At 56.6% G+C, this 19652-nt stretch carries 19 protein-coding genes, 1 tRNA gene and 1 pseudogene; 3 read left to right on the top strand and 18 right to left on the bottom strand.

The features are described 5' to 3' along the window. Positions 1 to 34: 34 nt before the first annotated feature. From CKW18_RS15175 to CKW18_RS15115, 13 genes are all read right to left on the bottom strand, one after another. Entirely contained in the window at positions 35 to 1843 is a 1809-nt protein-coding gene (locus tag CKW18_RS15175) for a S9 family peptidase (protein ID WP_095189530.1), read from the bottom strand. Then, positions 1809 to 2945, bottom strand: coding sequence for a pyrroloquinoline quinone biosynthesis protein PqqE (gene pqqE / locus CKW18_RS15170; RefSeq protein WP_371857633.1), 1137 nt, complete (start codon positions 2943 to 2945; stop codon positions 1809 to 1811). Before pqqE ends, CKW18_RS15175 begins: the two co-directional genes overlap by 35 nt. 7 nt (positions 2946 to 2952) lie before the next feature. Next, entirely contained in the window at positions 2953 to 3228 is a 276-nt protein-coding gene (gene pqqD, locus CKW18_RS15165; protein ID WP_095189528.1) for a pyrroloquinoline quinone biosynthesis peptide chaperone PqqD, read from the bottom strand. After that, on the bottom strand, positions 3225 to 3977 hold the full coding sequence (gene pqqC, locus CKW18_RS15160) for a pyrroloquinoline-quinone synthase PqqC (RefSeq protein ID WP_095189527.1): 753 nt from the start codon (positions 3975 to 3977) through the stop codon (positions 3225 to 3227). The genes pqqD and pqqC overlap by 4 nt, the downstream gene beginning before the upstream one ends. Positions 3978 to 4109: 132 nt before the next feature. Beyond that, entirely contained in the window at positions 4110 to 5021 is a 912-nt protein-coding gene (gene pqqB, locus CKW18_RS15155) for a pyrroloquinoline quinone biosynthesis protein PqqB (RefSeq protein WP_095189526.1), read from the bottom strand. Positions 5022 to 5102: 81 nt separating this feature from the next. Continuing rightward, the gene (pqqA, locus tag CKW18_RS15150) at positions 5103 to 5177 is read right to left on the bottom strand and encodes a pyrroloquinoline quinone precursor peptide PqqA (protein WP_003422658.1); all 75 of its coding nucleotides are present in this window, start codon (positions 5175 to 5177) and stop codon (positions 5103 to 5105) included. A 156-nt stretch (positions 5178 to 5333) separates the two neighbouring features. Then, entirely contained in the window at positions 5334 to 7745 is a 2412-nt protein-coding gene (gene pqqF, locus CKW18_RS15145) for a pyrroloquinoline quinone biosynthesis protein PqqF (RefSeq protein WP_095189525.1), read from the bottom strand. A 38-nt stretch (positions 7746 to 7783) separates the two neighbouring features. Next, positions 7784 to 8578: a carbon-nitrogen hydrolase family protein gene (locus CKW18_RS15140; protein WP_095189524.1), complete on the bottom strand. Its 795-nt coding sequence runs from the start codon at positions 8576 to 8578 to the stop codon at positions 7784 to 7786. 12 nt (positions 8579 to 8590) lie between these two features. Continuing rightward, on the bottom strand, positions 8591 to 10273 hold the full coding sequence (locus CKW18_RS15135; RefSeq protein ID WP_095189523.1) for an NAD(P)/FAD-dependent oxidoreductase: 1683 nt from the start codon (positions 10271 to 10273) through the stop codon (positions 8591 to 8593). Positions 10274 to 10496: 223 nt separating this feature from the next. Beyond that, on the bottom strand, positions 10497 to 10958 hold the full coding sequence (locus CKW18_RS15130; protein WP_007910086.1) for an Lrp/AsnC family transcriptional regulator: 462 nt from the start codon (positions 10956 to 10958) through the stop codon (positions 10497 to 10499). A gap of 227 nt (positions 10959 to 11185) precedes the next feature. Further along, the gene (locus tag CKW18_RS15125) at positions 11186 to 12274 is read right to left on the bottom strand and encodes a DUF3396 domain-containing protein (RefSeq protein ID WP_095189522.1); all 1089 of its coding nucleotides are present in this window, start codon (positions 12272 to 12274) and stop codon (positions 11186 to 11188) included. A 16-nt stretch (positions 12275 to 12290) separates the two neighbouring features. Further along, complete coding sequence (locus CKW18_RS15120; RefSeq protein ID WP_038363300.1) at positions 12291 to 12989, bottom strand: VRR-NUC domain-containing protein; 699 nt, start codon at positions 12987 to 12989, stop codon at positions 12291 to 12293. Then, complete coding sequence (locus CKW18_RS15115) at positions 12982 to 13494, bottom strand: PAAR domain-containing protein (protein ID WP_095189521.1); 513 nt, start codon at positions 13492 to 13494, stop codon at positions 12982 to 12984. Before CKW18_RS15115 ends, CKW18_RS15120 begins: the two co-directional genes overlap by 8 nt. 648 nt (positions 13495 to 14142) lie before the next feature. On the opposite strand from CKW18_RS15115, the gene CKW18_RS30585 reads away from it, so the two are divergent. Continuing rightward, on the top strand, positions 14143 to 15108 hold the full coding sequence (locus tag CKW18_RS30585; RefSeq protein ID WP_170947261.1) for a hypothetical protein: 966 nt from the start codon (positions 14143 to 14145) through the stop codon (positions 15106 to 15108). Between the two features lie 217 nt (positions 15109 to 15325). Here CKW18_RS30585 and CKW18_RS15105 read toward each other — a convergent pair whose 3' ends face one another. Beyond that, positions 15326 to 16231, bottom strand: coding sequence for a hypothetical protein (locus CKW18_RS15105; RefSeq protein WP_095189520.1), 906 nt, complete (start codon positions 16229 to 16231; stop codon positions 15326 to 15328). Between the two features lie 403 nt (positions 16232 to 16634). Next, positions 16635 to 16967 (bottom strand): hypothetical protein, encoded by a 333-nt coding sequence (locus CKW18_RS15100; protein ID WP_095189519.1) that lies wholly within the window; start codon positions 16965 to 16967, stop codon positions 16635 to 16637. 234 nt (positions 16968 to 17201) lie between these two features. Between CKW18_RS15100 and CKW18_RS15095 the strand changes: the two genes are divergently transcribed. Continuing rightward, on the top strand, positions 17202 to 17534 hold the full coding sequence (locus tag CKW18_RS15095) for a type II toxin-antitoxin system RelE/ParE family toxin (protein WP_256586974.1): 333 nt from the start codon (positions 17202 to 17204) through the stop codon (positions 17532 to 17534). On the opposite strand, the gene CKW18_RS15090 is transcribed toward CKW18_RS15095, so the two are convergent. Both CKW18_RS15090 and CKW18_RS15085 read right to left on the bottom strand, forming a co-directional pair. Next, positions 17531 to 17848, bottom strand: coding sequence for a helix-turn-helix domain-containing protein (locus CKW18_RS15090; protein WP_095189517.1), 318 nt, complete (start codon positions 17846 to 17848; stop codon positions 17531 to 17533). The genes CKW18_RS15095 and CKW18_RS15090 overlap by 4 nt on opposite strands. A gap of 180 nt (positions 17849 to 18028) precedes the next feature. Beyond that, positions 18029 to 18637, bottom strand: a pseudogene (locus CKW18_RS15085) (hypothetical protein); the annotation flags it as partial. A gap of 26 nt (positions 18638 to 18663) precedes the next feature. Between CKW18_RS15085 and CKW18_RS15080 the strand changes: the two are divergent. Further along, positions 18664 to 19446, top strand: a complete 783-nt coding sequence (locus CKW18_RS15080; RefSeq protein WP_095189516.1) for a tyrosine-type recombinase/integrase — start codon at positions 18664 to 18666, stop codon at positions 19444 to 19446. Between the two features lie 120 nt (positions 19447 to 19566). Here the strand turns inward: CKW18_RS15080 and CKW18_RS15075 are convergent. Then, positions 19567 to 19643 (bottom strand) — tRNA-Ile (locus CKW18_RS15075). Positions 19644 to 19652 lie beyond the last annotated feature (9 nt).

Genomic DNA, 19652 nt, shown 5'->3' with positions numbered 1-19652 from the left:
CGTGGGAGCGAGCCTGCTCGCGAACGGGACACCGCTAATTCTGCGTGAAGGTTAGCCCCATCACCCGTCGATAGAACATCCACTCCTGTTCCAGCGCGTGCGCCTGATTCACCGCGCGGCGGAAGCCGTGGCGTTCATCGGCATAGTAATGCGCCTCGACCGGGATGTTGTTCTGCTCCAGCGCCGTAACCATGTCCCGCGTCTGTTGCGGCACAACAACAGCATCCAGCTCACCCTGAAAGAAAATCACCGGCACGCGGATATTGCTCGCATGCAGTAACGGCGTGCGGGCGGCGTAGCGTTCGGCGTCTTGCTCGGGATCGCCGATCAGCCAGTCCAGATAGTCGCCTTCGAACTTGTGTGTCGCCCGGGTAAGGGCCAGCGGATCGCTGACGCCATAAAGGCTGGCGCCGGCACGAAATACTTGATGAAACGCCAAGGCACACAACGTCGTGTAACCGCCTGCGCTGCCGCCCCGAATGAACGCGTTATCACCGTCGATCATTTCGCGTTCGGCCAGATACGCCACTACTGCGCAGGCGTCCTCGACATCCACCTCACCCCAGCTCAGATGCAACGCCTGCCGGTACTCCCGGCCATAACCGCTGCTGCCGCGATAATTGAGGTCAGCGACGGCGAAGCCGCGTTGCGTCCAGTACTGGATGCGCGGGTCGAGCATCGGGTAACAGGCCGACGTCGGGCCGCCGTGGATGAACACCACCAGCGGCGGTTTCGCCTCACCGCTCATGGCCGGATAAAAGAATCCGTGAGCCTCGCCCGAACCGCTTGGGTAGCGCAGGGTCTGCGGGCGGCTGATGCGTTCAGCGGGCAACGGTGCAACACCGCCAGCCAGCACTTTCACTTCACGGGACCCCCGATCGATGGCAATCACCGCCGAAGGACGGATCGGCGAGGCGGCGATGCAATAGATGAATTGCTCATCCAGCGCGAGATGTCGGAAGCGGCTGTAGTCGCCGGCGAAGTCTTTGCCGTTCAGCGCGAGGCGGCCGAAACCGCCCTCGCTCCAACTGGCCAGATAAGATTCGCCAACGGGCAACCAGGTGCAACCGCCCAACTGCCACGGCGCAGGTGCATGGTCGGCCTCAGCGCTGGGCAAAGGCTGCAGGCCCTCGGCGGTTTCAGCCCACGGCTGCCAGAATCCGCCGCGATCGGTCAGGCAATACAAACGACCTTCAGCATCGAAACGCGGCTGTTGAATGGATTCCTCAAGCTGTTCGCCCGCTACGCAACGGGGCGTCGAAAAATCACCGTCGGCCACCATCAAGCGGGTCGACGTCCACGGCTGATGCGGGCGACTCCACTCGATCCACGCCAGCCGCTCGCCATCCGGACTTACCGTCGGCGCAGCGTAAAAGTCCGCGCCTTCGGCCAGCAGATGACGTTTGCCATCCGCCAGATCAATCGCCACCAGCCGATGCGTGTCGTGCTGCTCTTCAACCGCCAACACCTGCCCATCGGCAAAATGCAGATCGCCATAACGACATTCGCCCGATGTCAGTGCCTCAGGTTCGCCATCCAGCGCCTGCCGATACAACTGCTGATCCGCCTCGCCGACGAAAACCACTCCGTCAGGCGTCAGGCAAAACGCGCCGCCGCCATATTCGTACACCCGGCTACGCACGCTGAAACCGGCCGGCGTCAGACATTTCGCCGTGCCGTCGCGCCAATGCCAGATCCGGCACGCGGCATCTTCCGGGCGGTATTCATTCCAGAACAAACCGTTGGCGCCGAGTTGTAGTTCGGCGAAGTCCATCCCGGCGGCGACGGCTTGAGCGGCGCTGAAAGGCTCAGCCTTTAGCGATGAGGCGTGAGTTTCGTTCATTACGGAAGGCCAGTTGTTCGATGGTTTGAGTAGCGTGTTCGGCTTCCTCGCGGGCCTTGAGAATCACGCCGTGCTGTTCGGATTTGCTGCACACCGGGTCGGCGTTACTCGCATCGCCGGTGAGCATGAACGCCTGGCAGCGGCAGCCACCGAAGTCCTTTTCTTTCTCGTCGCAGGAGCGGCACGGCTCGGGCATCCAGTCGTAACCGCGAAAGCGGTTGAAGCCGAACGAGTCGTACCAGATGTGCTGCATGCTGTGGTCACGCACGTTGGGAAATTGCACCGGCAGCTGTCGGGCGCCATGGCAGGGCAGGGCAGTGCCGTCCGGGGTGACTGTCAAAAAGATGCTGCCCCAGCCGTTCATGCAGGCTTTCGGGCGTTCTTCGTAGTAGTCCGGGGTGACGAATATCAGCTTGCACGGATGCCCTTCGGCCTCCAGCTTGGCGCGGTATTCGTTGGTGATGCGTTCGGCGCGCACCAGTTGCTCCTTGGTCGGCAGCAGGCCAACACGATTGAGCTGTGCCCAGCCGTAGAACTGGCAGGTGGCGAGTTCGACGAAGTCCGCTTCGAGCGCGATGCACAGCTCGATGATGCGGTCGATCTTGTCGATGTTGTGCCGATGGGTAACGAAGTTCAGCACCATCGGGTAGCCGTGGGCTTTCACCGCACGGGCCATTTCCAGCTTCTGCGCGAAAGCCTTTTTCGAGCCGGCGAGCAGGTTGTTCACCTGCTCGTCGCTGGCCTGGAAGCTGATCTGAATGTGATCGAGCCCGGCCTTCTTGAAATCGCTGATTTTCTGTTCGGTGAGGCCGATGCCGGAGGTGATCAGGTTGGTGTAGAAGCCCAGTTTTCGCGCTTCAGCAATCAACTCGGCCAGATCCTGGCGCACCAGTGGCTCACCCCCGGAGAAACCCAGTTGCGCCGCGCCCATCTCCCGCGCTTCACGAAAGACCTTGATCCACTGTTCGGTGCTCAGCTCTTTGCCCTGCTCGGCGAAATCCAGCGGATTGGAGCAGTACGGGCATTGCAGCGGGCAGCGGTAGGTGAGCTCGGCGAGCAGCCACAGCGGCAGGCCGATTTCCGGTTGTGGCGGCACTTGCACTGAAGACTCAGGCAAGTTCGATCCAGTGCTGCGCACGGGCAACCTCCATGAATTGCTCGATGTCGTCACCGAGTTCAGGCACGCCGGGGAATTGCTTGTCGAGTTCGGCAATGATCGTCGCAACATCCCGCTCACCGTCGATCAAACCGCCGATCAGCGCGGCGCTGTCGTTGAGTTTGATCATGCCTTCGGGGTACAGCAGCACGTGGCCTTTTTGCGCCGGTTCGTACTGGAAACGGTAGCCGGGACGCCAGGTCGGGGTCTTGCTGCGGTCGAAACTCATAGGGTGATTCCTTTGTGCCAGACGCGTTGCTCAGTAACGCTGTGATACGGCGGGCGGTTCAGTTCGTAGGCCATGCTCATGGCGTCGAGCATGCTCCAAAGTATGTCCAGTTTGAACTGGAGAATTTCCAGCATGCGCTCCTGGCCTTTGCGCGTCTTGTAGTGCTCCAGCGTAATCGCCAAGCCATGCTCGACGTCGCGCCGCGCTTGACCGAGGCGGGTGCGGAAATACTCGTAACCGGCCGGGTCGATCCATGGGTAATGCTGCGGCCAACTGTCGAGGCGCGATTGGTGGATTTGCGGCGCGAACAGTTCGGTCAACGAGCTGCTGGCGGCTTCTTGCCAACTGGCACGGCGGGCGAAGTTGACGTAGGCATCGACGGCAAAACGCACGCCGGGCAGAACCAGCTCCTGGGAACGCAGTTGATCCGGGTCGAGGCCGACCGCTTGACCAAGGCGCAGCCAGGCTTCGATACCGCCGTCTTCGCCGGGAGCGCCGTCGTGGTCGAGCAGGCGCTGAATCCACTCGCGACGAATCTCGCGATCCGGGCAGTTGGCGAGAATCGCCGCGTCTTTCAGGGGGATGTTCACCTGATAGTAGAAGCGGTTGGCAACCCAGCCCTGAATCTGCTCGCGGGTGGCGCGGCCCTGGTACATCGCTACGTGATACGGGTGATGGATGTGGTAGTAGGCGCCTTTGGCGCGCAGGGCCGCTTCGAATTCGGCGGGGGACAGCGGGGTGTCGGTCATTGCGGTTCTCCGGGGAACAACCCTAGAAATCTCTTTTGTTTGCACTGGCCTCTTCGCGAGCAGGCTCGCTCCCACAGGTTGATCGCATTCCAATGTGGGAGCGAGCCTGCTCGCGAAGGGGGTCTCAAAGGCTTACAGCACAATACTCATGCCGTCATACGCCACTTCAACATCACGCCGCGCCAGTTCTGCGCGCTCCGGCGAATCCTCATCGAGGATCGGGTTGGTGTTGTTGATGTGGATAAGCACCTTGCGTTGCTCGGGAAGCTGTTCCAGCACTTCGAGCATGCCGCCCGGGCCGTTTTGCGCCAGATGGCCCATCTCGCGACCGGTGCGAGTGCCGACACCGCGGCGCTGCATTTCATCGTCGTCCCACATTGTGCCGTCCAGCAGCACGCAATCGCTGCCGGCCATGATTTCCAGCAGTGGCGCGTCCACCTTGCCCAGACCCGGCGCATAGAACAGCTTGCCGCCGGTACTCAGGTCTTCGATGATCAGGCCGATGTTGTCGCCCGGGTGCGGATGGAAGCGGTGCGGCGAGTACGGTGGGGCGGCGCTGCGCAACGGCAGCGGGGTGAAGCGCAGGTTCGGGCACGCGGCAACGGTGAAGCTCTGGTCGAGTTCGATACGGTTCCAGTCCAGTCCACCGTTCCAGTGCTTGAGCATGGTGAACAGCGGGAAACCCGTGCTGAGGTCTTCGTGAACCATGTCCGTACACCAGACCTGATGCGGGCAACCTTCGCGCAGGCTGAGCAGGCCGGTGGTGTGGTCGATCTGGCTGTCCATCAGGATGATCGCGCTGATGCCGGTGTCACGCAGGGCACGGCCCGGTTGCATCGGAGCGAAGCTCTGCAGTTGCGCGCGGATGTCCGGCGAGGCGTTGCACAACACCCAGTTCACGCCGTCATCGGAAATGGCGATGGACGATTGGGTGCGGGCCTTGGCATTCAGGCTGCCGTCGCGAAAACCGGCGCAATTGACGCAGTTGCAATTCCACTGCGGAAAACCGCCACCGGCGGCCGAACCCAGAATCTGGACGAACATGAACGCTCCATCATTTCAACGCTGAAAATAAAACGCCCCGGCGAGCCGAGGCGTTGCACTGCAAGTCTGCGTGAGCAGGACTCAGCGGCTGGCGAAGTACATGGTGACTTCGAAGCCGATACGCAGGTCGGTGTAAGCCGGTTTTGTCCAGGACATAAGGTGTCTCCTTCTGGTGGGTGGGATAGCGCTGTCCATAGTTATAGTCCACGGCAGCGCAGGGATGTTCCAAATAGTTAGGCGGCTATGTTACTCAAAATTTCACCGGGATTGCCCGTGAATATTCGAGAAAGCTCCTTGCAGCGTTGGTAACGATCATTTTGCTGCTTGCCAGGGTGCGCCCGGCATCGATTCGCTGGCGAGGCAGAGCCAGCCGCCTTCGGCGCGATTCAAGCGTTGCGCGGCTGCCAGCAATGCCGGGCGATCCAGTTGGCCGGTCGCGGCGACCAGTTGGGGCAGATAATCCGACGAGTGGCCAGCGAGTTTGGCCTGCCAGAGCAGTTCGGCGGCATCCTTGCCGGACAGGGCGCTGGCGTTCAGATGCGCCGCCAGTATCTGGCGTTGCTCAATGAAACTGGCTTCATCGAATTGTTCAATCAGCGCTGGGACGTCTGCCAGAAACTGTTGAATGTGCTCGAGCAATTGCACAGGTGCGACGGTTGGCGATTGCACGCCGAACAGCCATCCGCTCTGGCCGTTTATCTGCCGCAATGCGCTGAACACGGCGTAGCCTAACTGCAAGTCGACCCGCAGGCGCTGATAAAACGGGGTATGGCACAGGTGCGCGAGCAGGCGCCACGCGGCTTCTTGGGCGATACCGCCAGCGGCAGTCGGGCAAAACAACAGTAACGCGTGTTCGTTGGATGCGGTGTCGATATGGCTCCACAGATGTTGAGCGTGGCGTGCCGGTTGTGCCGGGATTTGATTGTCGGGTATGCCGGGAATGCGGCTCAGGGCCAGACCCATGGCCGATTGGGTCTGTGGACTGAGCCCGACCGCCAGGCCGTCCCAGTGAGAAGTTGTCCACAGGTGCGTGGCGTCGCCGGATGTTGTCGTTGTTACCGGACAGTGCTCCGCAAGCGCCTTGAGTAATTGGCGGATAGGCATCAACGGCGTTTGCGGTTCAACGCGCGCAGATTCGGCGTCAGCCTGCGTCAGAGATTTCAGCGCGTGCTCCAGGACGGTTGGCATCGGCTCTTGCAGGCCGGTGAGTTTCAGCAGCCATTGATTGCCGGTCGTGTTCAGCGACAACTCGACCCCGGCCTCTCGGGCGTCTTCCTGAGTTTGCCGAAGGCTGCGTTGCAGTTGCGCTTGCAGATCCGCGTCGGCCGCTGCCTCTAGCTGCCAGCGCAGATAAATCGCCCCTTCAGCACCGTTATCCGGCAAGGCCTGGCTGAATAGCATGGGCGAGCGTTCGCGACGGCCGCGCGAGCGATCCTGAGCGAACGTGCGCAGGCCACGGTGGGCGCTGGTCTGTCCGCGGATCAGTCCGGCGTTGGCCAGTGGTTCACTGGAACGCAAGAAAGGGTTGGCGGCCGGCAGTTGCCAGTGACTGCTGAAGTTATCCACAGTGCCGATTTCACGAAGGATGTGCTTGAGGGCCGCAACACCGGATTCGCTCAGGCCACTGTCCAGTTGCTTGCTGTCGAGCCGCGCCAGTTCTAAAGCACTGCTGACTTGATGCTGACGTTGAACCATTGCCGCATATTCCTCGCGCAGCGGCGCCCAATCCTGTTGCGCGAAGAAGCTCAGCCAATCCAGCACCTGTTCGCCGTTGGCGCTGAGCGAATCCGCTGAGGCCGTGAACTCCAACTGTAGCAACGCTTGGCTGGCAAAGTGATACAGCGGCGTGGCCTTCAAGTCGTCAGTCAGGCCCTGCTGCTGCAAATGCGCGAGCAGGCCGCCGGGTTTGGCACTGTTGAGCCAGTGGCAAAGAAACGCCAACGCTTCAGCTGACGTGTCGGGTAGCGCGTCAAAAGCAAACAGCAGATTGCACCGATGCTCGCCGACCTGTTGATAACTTTTCACCCCAAACGGCAGGGTGTCTTGGGCAACGTTATCCCCAGCCGGCAAAACCGCCGCGAAGTGCTCAGCCAAAGTCTGCAATTGTTCCAGACTCTGCGGCCCAACCAGACTCAGGGTCATTTGCCCGGTGCGGTAGAACTGCTGATGGAAATCTCTCAGTGCCTGCTGAAACGCCGGCTGCTCAACTTGCAGCGTGTCGCGGTTCCCCGCATGAAAGCCGCGCAACGGGTGATCCGCCGGCAAACCTTCGTACAACGCAAACTGCTGCTGAGCCGTCGGATCTTGCGACCAAGCGACAAACTCCGCCTGCAACACTTCCCGTTCCCGCAACTGATCGTCCGGATTCATACGCGGTTGGGCGAGCATGTCTGACAGGCGTTCCAGCCCGGCAGCGAATGACGGCGTCGGCAACTCAAAGAAAAAGTCAGTAGTGCGCTCCCGAGTGCTGGCATTGACCTGACCGCCATGACGTTGCACGTAGGCCATCAGCCCTTCGCTGGCAGGAAAACGCTCAGTACCGAGAAACAGCAGATGTTCAAGGAAATGCGCCAGCCCCGGCCACGCCAACGGCACGTCATGGCTGCCCGCGGCCACCCGCAATGCGGCGGCGCTGCGCTTGAGCTCGGGCACATGACGCAGGGTCACGCGCAAGCCGTTGGCCAGGGTTTCAGTGTGGGGGCGGGGGTGAGTCGGCGCAGGCATGGGCACTTCCAGAACAGTGAAGTGCCAATGCTAGCGGATTAGCGCTGGTTCAGCGCGCCGTAAAGCTCGGGGCGACGGTCGCTGAGGTAGCGATTGGCTGCGCGGGAGTCGACCAGCAACTGCCGATCGAGCTCGCCGATGATCAACGCTTCATCCAGACCGGCCTGAGCAATACGGCTGCCATCCGGCGCGGCGATGCTGCTCTGCCCGCAATAGTGAATATCGCCTTCGTGGCCGCAGTAGTTGGCGTAGGCCACATAGCATTGGTTTTCGAAGGCGCGGGAGCGAACGGTAACGTCGGCGACGAAATCGAACGGGATCATATTAGCCGTCGGCACCAGAATCAGCTCCGCGCCTGCAAGGGCCAGGCGCCGGGCGTTTTCCGGGAATTCCAGGTCGTAGCAGATCAGGAAACCGATCTTCCAGCCGTTGAGTTCAATCACGGGAAACGCGTCGCCGCCGGGGCTGAACATCGACCGATCGAGATCGCCGAACAGGTGCGTCTTGCGGTAATTGCACAAGCGTTCACCGTGCGCATCGATCAACTGCACAGCGTTGTAGATCTGCCCGTCAGCGGTGCGCTCGGGGTAACCGTAGACAATCGCCAGCCCGGCAGCCTTGGCGATCCGGCCGATCTGCTGCGCCCATTCACCGTTGTAAACCTCGGCCAAGGTACTGACCGCCTCGGCGCCGATGTTGTAGCCGGTCATGAACATCTCCGGCAGCACCAGCAGGTCGGCGCCCTTGGCCTCCATCGCCAGTTGATGCAGGCGTTGCAGGTTGGCGGCGGGGTCCAGTGGCAGCGGCGGACATTGATAAAGGGCTACACGCATCAGGGCTTCCTCTTACTCGGGCAGGGCGATAGGGCCGATGTCTTTGAACACATCACCCGGGCCCGGGTTCTCTTTATGTGTCGAGCCGCCGAAATGTTTCATGATCCCCCACACCGCGTTGAGCGACGTCTGCACCGCGCCCTCAACCCACGCCGGCGTCCACGACACGTCGTCTCCGGCAATGAAAATCCCGCGCTGCTCGGCCGGCATCTCGTCCTGCATGAAGTGTGCATACATGCGCTGGTTGTAGCGATAGTGGCCGGGCAGGGCGCCCTTGAACGCGCCGAGGAAGTGCGGATCGGCTTCCCACGACACGGTGATCGGATCGCCAATGATGCGCGCTGCGATGTCGACCTTCGGGTAGATCTTCTTCAACGCGTTCAACGCCAGTTCCACGCGTTTTTCCACCGGGTGCGGCAGCATCTTCAAAGCATCGCTCATCCACGAGTACGACAGGCAGATCACGCCCGGCTTGTCGTCGCCGTTATCGAACAGATAGGTGCCGCGGGTCAGGCGATCGGTGAGCGTCATGCTCATCAGGTCGCGGCCCGTTTCCGGATCCTTGTCCTTCCAGAACGGTCGGTCGACCATCACGAAAGTTTTCGACGATTGCATGTAGCGAGTACGGTCGAGGGCCATCCACATTTTTTGCGAGAACAGGCTTTCGTCGCATTCGATCTGTGTGGTCAGCAGCCAGCTCTGGCAAGTGGTCAGTACCGCGGCGTATTCGCGGGTGTCACCGTTGTTGTCAGTGACGGCGAAACGGCCATCGGGCGCGTGGGCGATTTTCTTCACCCCGGAGCGCGGCGCGCCGCGGTGCAGGGATTTCAGGCTGGTGCCCTCAGGCCAGTGGACGCAGCGCTCCGGCACATGGCGCCAGATGCCTTGCGGAACCTGCTCAACACCGCCGACCACCAGATGCTGATGATCGTCGCAGTTGGTCATGACCACGCGGAAGATTTCCAGCATCGAGTTGGGGAAGTCCGAGTCCCAGCCACCGGTGCCGAAACCCACCTGGCCGAACACTTCGCGGTGATGGAACGACAGCTTGGCAAAGGCTTCGGAGGTGGCGACGAAATCGTAGAAAGTACGGTCATCCCACAGCGGCACCAAGGTGTTCCACAGCTCTTTGAGGCGTGGCACGTCGCGGTCGCGGATCGCTTGCTGGATATCGGCGAACTGCGAGCCGGCTTCCAGCGCATCCGCCCAGGCGTCAGCCACTTCCTGGAACAGCGCAGGAAGATCCTTCAGGCTTTGCGCGTAATGGGTTTTGCCTTCCAGGTCGATCACGGTGCTGCCGGAGGCCGGCGTCAGCGGGTTCGGGAAAGGTTTGGTTTCCAGGCCGAGCTTGTCGACGTAGTGATAGAACGCGGTGGACGACACCGGAAAGCGCATGCCGCCCAGTTCGGCAACGATGCCGTCGGTGCCATTGAACGCTTGCGAACGCAGACGACCACCGAGTTTGGACGCCTCATAAACCACCGGCTTCAGGCCAAGCTTCATCAGCTCATAAGCAGCCACCAGCCCTGCGATACCGGCGCCAACAATCGCCACTTCAGCGCCGTGATTGTGCTCGGGAATGCTGCCGAGACCGGCCGGGTGTTCGATCCAGTCGTCGAAGCCGAACGGGAAGTCCGGGCCAAAAATGGTGATTGGCTTTTTACCGTCTGCAGGATGGCGATTGTTCTTGTTCATGGCTGACCTTGCTGGCGACCCGACGCTGGATGCGCGTCTGAGTATAGGAAAAGATGCCAGCCATTCTAGGGAGCCTGGAACACGTTAAAAAGACGCAAAGTGTCGTCGTTTTGCCAGATTAGCGATCAGTATGACGAGCAGTGACTGCACACCGACCAAAAAGTGGGGGCGAGCCTGCTCTCGAAGAGGCACTGAAATCCACCCGAGAAGCCCGATCAAAATCTTAAACCGGCTGCCCCCGATCAATCTTGCTGCTCAAAATGATTGAAGTCGTGGTCTTCTCAACCCCATCCACACTGCCGATCTGATCCAGCAACTGATCCAGTTGCTCCGGCGAATCGGTGCGCAACCACGCCACATAATCAAACTCGCCACTCACCGCACACAACTGCTGCACCTGCGCCATAGCACTCAAACGGCGCAACACCTCTTTACCGGAACGCGGCTGAACCTTGATCCCGACGTACGCCTGCAACCCACCATCAACCACGCGCTGACCCAGGCGCACGCCATAACCGGTAATCACTTTGGCCTTTTCCAACCGCGCCAGGCGTGAAGTCACGGTGGTGCGCGCAATGCCCAACTGCCGGGCGAGCATGGCCACGCTTTCGCGAGCGTTGATTTGCAGGGCGGCGATCAACTGACGGTCGATTTCGTCAAGCACGGGCGGGCGGATGTCTGGCAAGGGCGGCTCCATTGGTGCAGATCAGTGGTTTGTGCATGTTACAGACTCAATCGTGGGGACGCTGCGCAAGGTCGTGCTCATGTCCGGCATTCAGTGGCATTTCGTGAGCGACGACTTTTCTGCGGCGGGCAGGCGATCTCATGAGCGGAAAAACATACGCAAAAAACCGCCCGTCACGGGCGGTTCAGCATGTGCAGCGTACGTCGGTTTTTTCTACGCGCTGATAGCTACAAGCGTTCTGCCAGCGAATTTGTAGAGTCCAGAGGCGGTTCGTCGCGCAGCAACTTGAGGCGCCAGTCTGTAATCGAACTGTTGTCAACATCCAGGCGTTTAAGCCACTGATCGGCTGACCATCCGACCAATCTCAACTCCCCCGCGTGACTGTTGCCATGCAGCGACTCGACAGACTCGTAGCGAACAGGTTTGAGCAGATGGTTTATCAGTACATATGGCGCTGGTCTCAGATCCTCGCCGTCGCCGGCTATGTACGGGTGAGCGCCCGACTGGATGATCACACCTTCGTCGTAGGTATAAAACGCGAAATGGCTAGCGGGTAGCTGTGCTCGCAAAGCTTCCAGGCCGCCGGCCGACTCAAGGCGTTCATTATCTAAAAGTGTGAGCCAACTGACCGTTTTAATCTTGGCTTGCTTGAAGGTTTTACGACCCGACAGCAAGAATGCGGAGCCCACATCCAGACCCGGCATACGCGCGGCCATGAAAGCCTCAGTGGGCTGATTGTCATCCTGATTGCCGATCGACAGATTGAACGCATGGCCTGCGTAGCCTTGTTGTGGGTTCAGTCGTCGTGCGAATCCATGGAACAGCTTCAAGAAGCTCAGCGGATTTTGTTCCTGGAACAACAGCGGTACCGAAAACTCCAGTACACCGATATTGTTCCCCATGTTGGCTTGCCAGGCACGAGGTCCCAGAATGCTGAAAAGCCATGCGCTCGCATCTTTGGACTGTTTGCCGCTGGTGTAATGGAAGCTCAGGAAGTCGTTCTCTCCCATAGGTTCCATCATTTTTCGCAGCGTACGCGCCTGATCGTATGGCGTTACTCGTTCTCCCTGAGGTGGGCTGTCACGTACCACCCAGGTCAAATGATCCGCAGCCAATGCCTGGAACTCGTCGAAGCATTTGCACAGCGCCTCGCGAACCAAGGGAGTATGGGCATCCTTGATATACAACGTTGCGCGTAAACAGAGAACAGCGCCGATATAGTCCCCGGGCCCGCCTTTCATCAGCAGACTGCCCGGTACTTCCAGTACATGAGGCTGCTTGATCAATTCTGCAGCCATGTCGAATGGTTGTTCCATTGTGTGCTCCATCAACTTAATACGCAGGCAGCATGGGTCTAGGGCTGCGTCCGCGGCTCACCACATACAAGATGGCACTGGCGATCGCTGCTGCCCATCCCAGTTGCTCGACCGGGATTTTGGATGTCTGTTTTTTTTGACTGCAGTCACAGTCTTCAGGGCTCATTATCACGACCTTCTTTCCACTGCCTGCGATCCTTTCATAAGCTTGAGCTTGCTCGGGATCTTCCGGGTCCGGGGGGAACTTCATCTCCACCAGCACTTTGATATTGTCTTGGGTGGGGGCTCCCCTCGGGTTATTCAGGACGAGCACATCGGGTCGTCGAATCATGCCGCTGTTTTTCACGAACGGCGGATGCTCAGGATCTGCATCCCAGTACTTCTCGATCCAGCCCGGAATCCAGCCATGCGGGTTAGTGCCTGTCTGACTATCCAGAATCGGCTGCGGAGGTTCTTTGGTCATGTCGTAACTGATTTCCGGTTTGTACGGACTCCTTCCTTGCAGAAGTTCGTCCAACTCGCCCAAACGTTGCGCTACGCAGGACTGCTTGAGGCTCTTGCCGTCCTTGCTGATGTTCGGTGTAGTGCTGCAGTAACACATCGCCGAGCAAAGTACTTCGCGATCCTGCGGGTCGAGTTTGGGTTCCAGGACGCTGACAGGGTTCATCTGACCCTCTGGTTTCATGCCTCCTTGGGATACGGACGGTTCAGTCATTGATTTCATCCTGTACGAAATCGATATGAAGGGTTTGCGGCGATTTGTCCTTGATCCAACGGGTCATGCCCTCGGCATCCGTGGTGTCGAAGAAGCTGGTGCCGGAGGAGGACCAGACCTTGACCTTGCGGCCAGCCATGGGCTTGCCGGTTTCCTGGTTGATCAATTGAAAGCGCCCGGAGAATGGCGCGGGTAGCGACGGGATCGGGATGAAGGGTGCGGGAGTATGCGTGTTGCCGATGATGATCGTACTCGCGCCTTGAATGACCGGTGCACCGTGGTCGGTGACGCTGCCAAGCACAGCGGCGGGTTGGCCGTTGATCAAAACGGTGGAGCAGACCCCTGAAGCAATGTGGCCTCCGCAAGCGGTGGCGTCGTTCAGTCGTGCGGCCTGCAGGCCTTCGAACATCACGTCCGGGGAACCCGCAACGATTGGGTTGGTTGCATGCCCAGGCAAAGGGCAGGCGGTCGGATCTGTAACGCGTGCAGCAGGTTTACCACTCATTTTGCGAATCCTTGCAAAAGGGCGATTGCGGCGCAAAGCTCGGCAGGCCTCAAGTCCGGGTGCCGCTGGTGAGCCAGTCTCAGGTGTCGCGAAGCAACTACCGGTGCTGCGCGTTGGTTAAAGGCCGCCGTCATGTAAGCAGAAACCTTCGCCCTTTATCAAATACCCTGGTCGATGGCCTTAGTGGATGGTGTTCGAAAGATGACTCACCCAGGCAGGGATGAGGTGTCTGTCGCAGCAGCAGTGTCCAAGAGTGGACAGATTATGGACGGAACAAGCTATTCCGCGATGTGAGGATTCGCATTTTTTCGCTTCAGATACGCAAAAGCCACGTAATACGTGGCTTTCAAAGTGGTGGGCCCACACGGACTTGAACCGTGGACCAAAGGATTATGAGCCCAATTTAAATGAGCCTATCCATTAGGGAAGCCTAGTAAATTCAATGAGGTGATCGCGTTGCTGGGCATATGTGCAGCAATAAAATCCTCCTGAATTGGACGGACGTTGGACGGCTTCTACACGTTGGCGCTACTGAGCCGATTCGTTCAGTCTTTAGGATGGCGTTGCAGAATGCGTAGCGGCGTGGCACGTTGACTACGACGTAGAGATATCAAAATTTGCCCATTAAGTATTTGAAGAGAGCGAGACATGGCTAAGCAGGGAGCACTGAGGGAGGCGCTAGAGCTGAGCGAGGCATTGCTTACAGAGATCGAGATGAGTACATCTACATTATCTAATGTCGCTTTAAAGGCAGGCAGAGTGGCTAGGTTGGTGGGGCAGTTTGATCAGCAGCAGATAATGCAGTACGAAGCGAGTGGATATCCGAGTAGCCCTAAAGGTGTTAGCGCTGAAACTTGGCGTCTTGCTAAAATTGCGGGACGAGTTTATTCCAAAAAGATTCAGGGTGAGAGCAAGGAATATGCGAGGCTGGAGCCTATTGAACAGGCAGAGGCTGAGATTAAAGTCGCAATGAATCTTTCTCCTAATGCATATCCTAGGGAAAGAACTGAGAGTGCTGAATTAATTAAAGAAAAAACTAAATTCATAGCCTCTAGGCGTGCCTGTGTGTATGACTTTATATCGTCTGTTTATTACGAGCTAAAGTTTTCACAAGTGGCTAGCGATATGTTTGATCGTACTAGGCTAAAGGTTGATAGTAAGATATTGGAAGTCATCCCGGATGCTGTGAAGCGTTTTTCGGCAGTGTATGAAAATCTTTTATCAGAGAATGACGAGGATTGGTCAAATGCTGTACATAGCTGTAGGAGGATTTTACAAGATACGGCCGATGCGTTGTATCCAGCTAGGGCCGATAAAACGGTTTTAAACGGCAAGAAAGAGAGGGTGATTAAGCTTGGAAATGATAATTACATTAATAGGTTAATAGCTTATGTGGAGGAGAATTCAGAGTCTAAGAGGTTTAATGAGATAGTAGGTTCACACATGAGCTATTTAGGGGAGCGGCTAGATTCAATTTTTCAAGCAGCACAGAAAGGCTCTCACGATGTGATCACGTCTCAGGATGAGGCTGATAGATATGTTATCTACACCTACTTGGTGATTGGAGACATCCTGCAACTAAAGGCCAAAATTGGAGCAGACGAAAAGCCATAGCCTTCGTCCAGGGGCTGAGCTTGGGCTTTTTTTGGACGCTTTGAAATAAGCAGCGACGCAAAATTTTGCGCCGAGAACGTCTCGGTGCATATGTGCCGCAATGAAATTTTGGTGAATTGGTCGGTCGTTGGACGGAAAAATATCTAGACCATACGGCCGAGGTGCGGCCCTGGCCCAGTGCCGCGTGGTCAACTTAGCATTGCAATGCAGCTGGATTTTAATTTTTAGACTCAAATAAGTCGATGTCTCGTTGAACATATTTGTTCGCGATAGAACCCTTTAGATTTTTGTCAGCAAATTCTCTTTGCTTTTCTTTTTGTTCCTCACTCATGGTGCTCAATCTTGTTGTCGAGAAATTACTGTTTTGATCAACTGCTTTCACGACGCTCGCGGGAATCTTTCTCGGATATTGAGGGATTTTCATATCCGGTTTGACTATGAACGCTTTCCATTGTTCTGCTTCTGTTGAACTGTCGGTTAATAAGTCGCGCATATGACCGCAGATGATAAAAGGGCCGAGTTTTGCTTGTACGGCCTGTCGAGTGAATTTTTCGGCATAATAGCCATTTACACCAATTCCCATCTCATACCGGAGGTGAGTTACGGTCAAAGAGCTCGATTCTTTAATTTCCATTTCGTTGAAGTCTCTGTCTAAAAACAGATAGATATGGAAGGGTTCGATAGAATCTGTTTCGTCTAGTAGGAAGCGCCGCCAGGCGCGTTCTGGTTTGATTAGGTGAACAATATTTTCAGGCGAATTTCGATTGGCATGGATTAAGTATTTCGCGACCCGCCAACAAACTGAAACCAAGAGTCGAAATGATTGCTCATCTATTTCTAGGGGCGCGTCAGGATTTCTTAAGTAAGACTGAAATTTCTTTGCGAACGTAGTCTCATATTTCTCAAAAAGGTCTTCGCACAGCTTTCCTAGAAATGGTAACTTCAAAGTGTCTTGCACTACTCTGTTGGGGTCCTCTGTGTTTCTAAGCCGATATCCGCTTTCTTTAGCGAGAGCCTTAGATATAAGGCGTGGAATAATATGACTGATTTCTCCGGTTTCTTCTTCGCCGCAAAGTTGGCAAGTTTTTAACGATGGTTGCGTTTTATTCTGTTCTGTCTTCATGGCTATGACCCGTTCCTAGTAGTCTGATTCAATACTGGAAAATGACATCACTTCGCAATTTTGTGGGTGGACGTTACTCATCATCTAGTTCATCGCGAGCAACTGTAATGATCGTTGCGCATTCACCGTCTAACCGTACTGACACGCTGACTGGGTTGCTGACGCTAACGACGGTGCCGTAGGGCTCTTCCCATGGGCGTGATTGTAAAACCTTTTCTTTTGGGACGCTGACACGCGCCCCTACTCGGATTCTGCTTGGATGTCATAGACATCTCGATTTCAGGTCATTTCGATAGTACCTTCCAGATGATCTCTGGCGCTGGTCAATTTTGAAATAGGCAGATTGTGCCCTATCCCTTTGCTGACAAGGCGCGCAGCGAGTTTTGCTCCTGTACGCGTGGCATCAGTTTTGACGGCCAGAAAGATGTGGTTGATTTTCGAAAACGCTGTGGAATGGATACTTTTCAATCTGCCATCCAACAAAACCAAGGCCCTTGGCCCCATCGCCTTTGGGCCAGTCACAGAGCGCTAGTTGCAGCTTCGCTGCATTTTTCATCAAAACTTTGCAAATGGTGAAACCACCAACCACCTGACCAGCCCCAATGCAGGCAAGGATGGGAGCAAAGTTTTCACTACCGCTCGCGTTGCACAAAACATACACACAGGACCCGTCGGCGGGAGGGGGATAAGTGCTTTTTCGGTCATTTTTTTGTACGCCAGAGATTTTCATCTCCATTCCAAAGCCAGTCCTCTGATCGGCTGATAGAGAGGGAATTTGGGCACCTTAAGAGTGCATTGCCATACCTAGGAAGCTAAAAGCGCATGCAGAAGCAAGCACGCAGACGGCTAGGTTAGATGAGCGAACCCGACCGAGGATTTCGTGGCAGAATGGCATCACCCTCTGCGGAGGTTACGCGGAGGGATCCATTAGCCAAAGGGAGGGACTGTTCTATTGAAAAGATTTGCTTTTGTGAACGAAGCTGCAACGCGTGAATACAAGGATCTGCCCGAGTGGGTGCAAGACGAATTCGGCAAAGATCTGAGACGCATACAGTACGGCGGCGAGCCAGAACTGGCTATCAAGCACTTAACTGAATCTGTTGGTTCTGGAGTAGTGGAGTTGATTATCAACGGCAGTCCAGCCTTCCGATGCGTCTACATCGTGAAGTACCAGAATGCCGTTATCGTGCTCCACTCGTTTGTGAAGACCACGAACGGTACAGACCAAAAGGCGATGAAAGTAGCAGAGCAGCGGCTTACGGATCTGAAAATTGAGCTCCGTAAGCAAGGGGTCAACTGCTAGGACGTTTGAGAAATCACAATCTGGGCTTTCTCACCAGCGACTTCACTGGGTAGGGTGAAATTGATGCGAAAGCCTAGCTTATCGAGCATGTCCATCATGGCATCGATTGTGAATTTCTCTATTTTTCCCGTAGCCAGTTCGGAAACACGGGATTGAGCGATGTTTAGCTTTTCAGCGGCCTCACTTTGTTTGAGGCCCATTTTTTTGATGCAATCGGTGATGAAAATGGAGAGATCCATTTTTACAGCCATCTTGCTTGCCGTTTCGGCATCGTGAGTTACGTGAAACGGGCTATCGAAGAATTGAAGTGTCATTTGAATTACCCCCTTTAGGGTGGTATCTAAAATTTACGATAAAAACTATAGCACTACGGTGAGACTATAGGCAATCAAAAATGACCAACGCCGAATGGTTCACCGAACACAGCAACCATAGCGATACCGAAAATGCACCGCAAAAGCTTGACCCAAAAAAACCGTTCGATTTCCGCATAGCTAAGCGGTTAGCGATTTGACCTTGTCGGCCATTTGTTTGGCGGTAGCAGAGTCAGCGTTGAAAGCTCCAGCTGTAGTCGGAACTGGCCCCGAGCCATGCACATGTGCTGCAATCTGAATATTCATCTGCTGTACAAGATCGAGCAGATCACACAGCACCTGCAGCACGTTCACTCCTTGGGATCCCAACCAAGTCTTAGGTGCCTGCAGGTGCTGATGTACCGCAGCCACGCTCTTGCGCATTCCGAGGATGCGCTCTTCCATGTCGTTACCGATTGTCGCTTTATAGTTCTGCCCAACGACCATATTAATGTCGCGACCGGTCGCCTGGTGCAGATCATCCACTGCGGCCAGGCTAGCGGTGCCGCCCGACATCAGCTTGAGTGCGCCCAGCGCTTCGATCGTTTTCACCCCCCCCACTGTCTCGGTCGAGTGGTCATCGATCGTCTGGGTATGACTCTGGAACTGTTCGCGGTTGTCCAGGGCTTCAACCTCGCGCTCGATCGCCTGGTCACGGATCTTGCCATCGGTCTGGCGTAGCCAGTTGCCGTCGGCGTCGACACGCTGTTGGGCGGCAGCGCTGTGTTGCCACACCTGATCACCTTTCGGCGCTGTTGATCAGCATGGTCAATCGAATGGGGAACCCGAAGGCGCACAAGTTCACATCTGCTCACTTTGCGCAGTACCGCGCCGAGCGCGCAGAAGGTAAGCACTCCAGGACTACACCAGGCGCTGGCTATTCAAAGGGCGATGCAGATCCTAAACCCGTCAGCGCGAATATGCTGAATCATGAGCTGACGTACCTACGTGCTGTGTTCAACGAGCTGGCCAGGCTGGGGGAGTGGGACGCCGATAACCCGTTGGGCAAGGTGCGCAAACTCAAGTTTGACGAAACAGAGATGGCCTACCTAGTGGCGGATCAAATTAAGCTGCTGTTGAGTGACCTGGCTACACGGGATTCAAACGCCGGGCTGATCGCTGAGGTGTGTCTGGCCACCGGTGCCAGATGGGGCGAAGCGGAAGCGCTTCAACCGCGCCAGGTGCGAAATCAGATGGTGCATTACAGCCGCACGAAATCCAGCAAGAACCGGTCTGTGCCAATCTCGAAACGGCTTGAGGAACGATTGAAAGCCGCGCTGCCGTTCAGACCTTGCGCCATCACCTTTCGGCGTAGTGTTGAGGCGATCGGATTAGAGCTACCCGATGGGCAGATGACGCACGTCCTGCGACACACCTTATCCCATTACATGATGAACGGCGGGGATATCCTGACGCTTCAAAAGGTGCTTGGGCATGCGACGTTGGCCATGACTCAAAAGTACGCTCACTTCAGCCCTGGACACTTGGCCGAGGTCGTCAATCTGAATCCGTTGGCCAGCCTCTTGGAGACGAAATCGGAAGTCGTTGAGGTGGCGTAAACGTCCGTCCAAAACTGAAATTGGACGAATTTTGGACGGAACGCATTTTGTGCAATCCATCTGACCGACTTTTTCAGATGCCAGAAACGACGAAAGCCACGTAATACGTGGCTTTCAAAGTGGTGGGCCCACACGGACTTGAACCGTGGACCAAAGGATTATGAGTCCTCTGCTCTAACCAACTGAGCTATAGGCCCTCAGTAGGC

This window comes from Pseudomonas sp. Irchel 3E19 (genome assembly GCF_900187585.1).
GTDB lineage: Bacteria > Pseudomonadota > Gammaproteobacteria > Pseudomonadales > Pseudomonadaceae > Aquipseudomonas > Aquipseudomonas baetica.
Note: the sequence above shows the minus strand (reverse complement) of the source record. Positions and strands in the feature narration are given on the sequence as shown.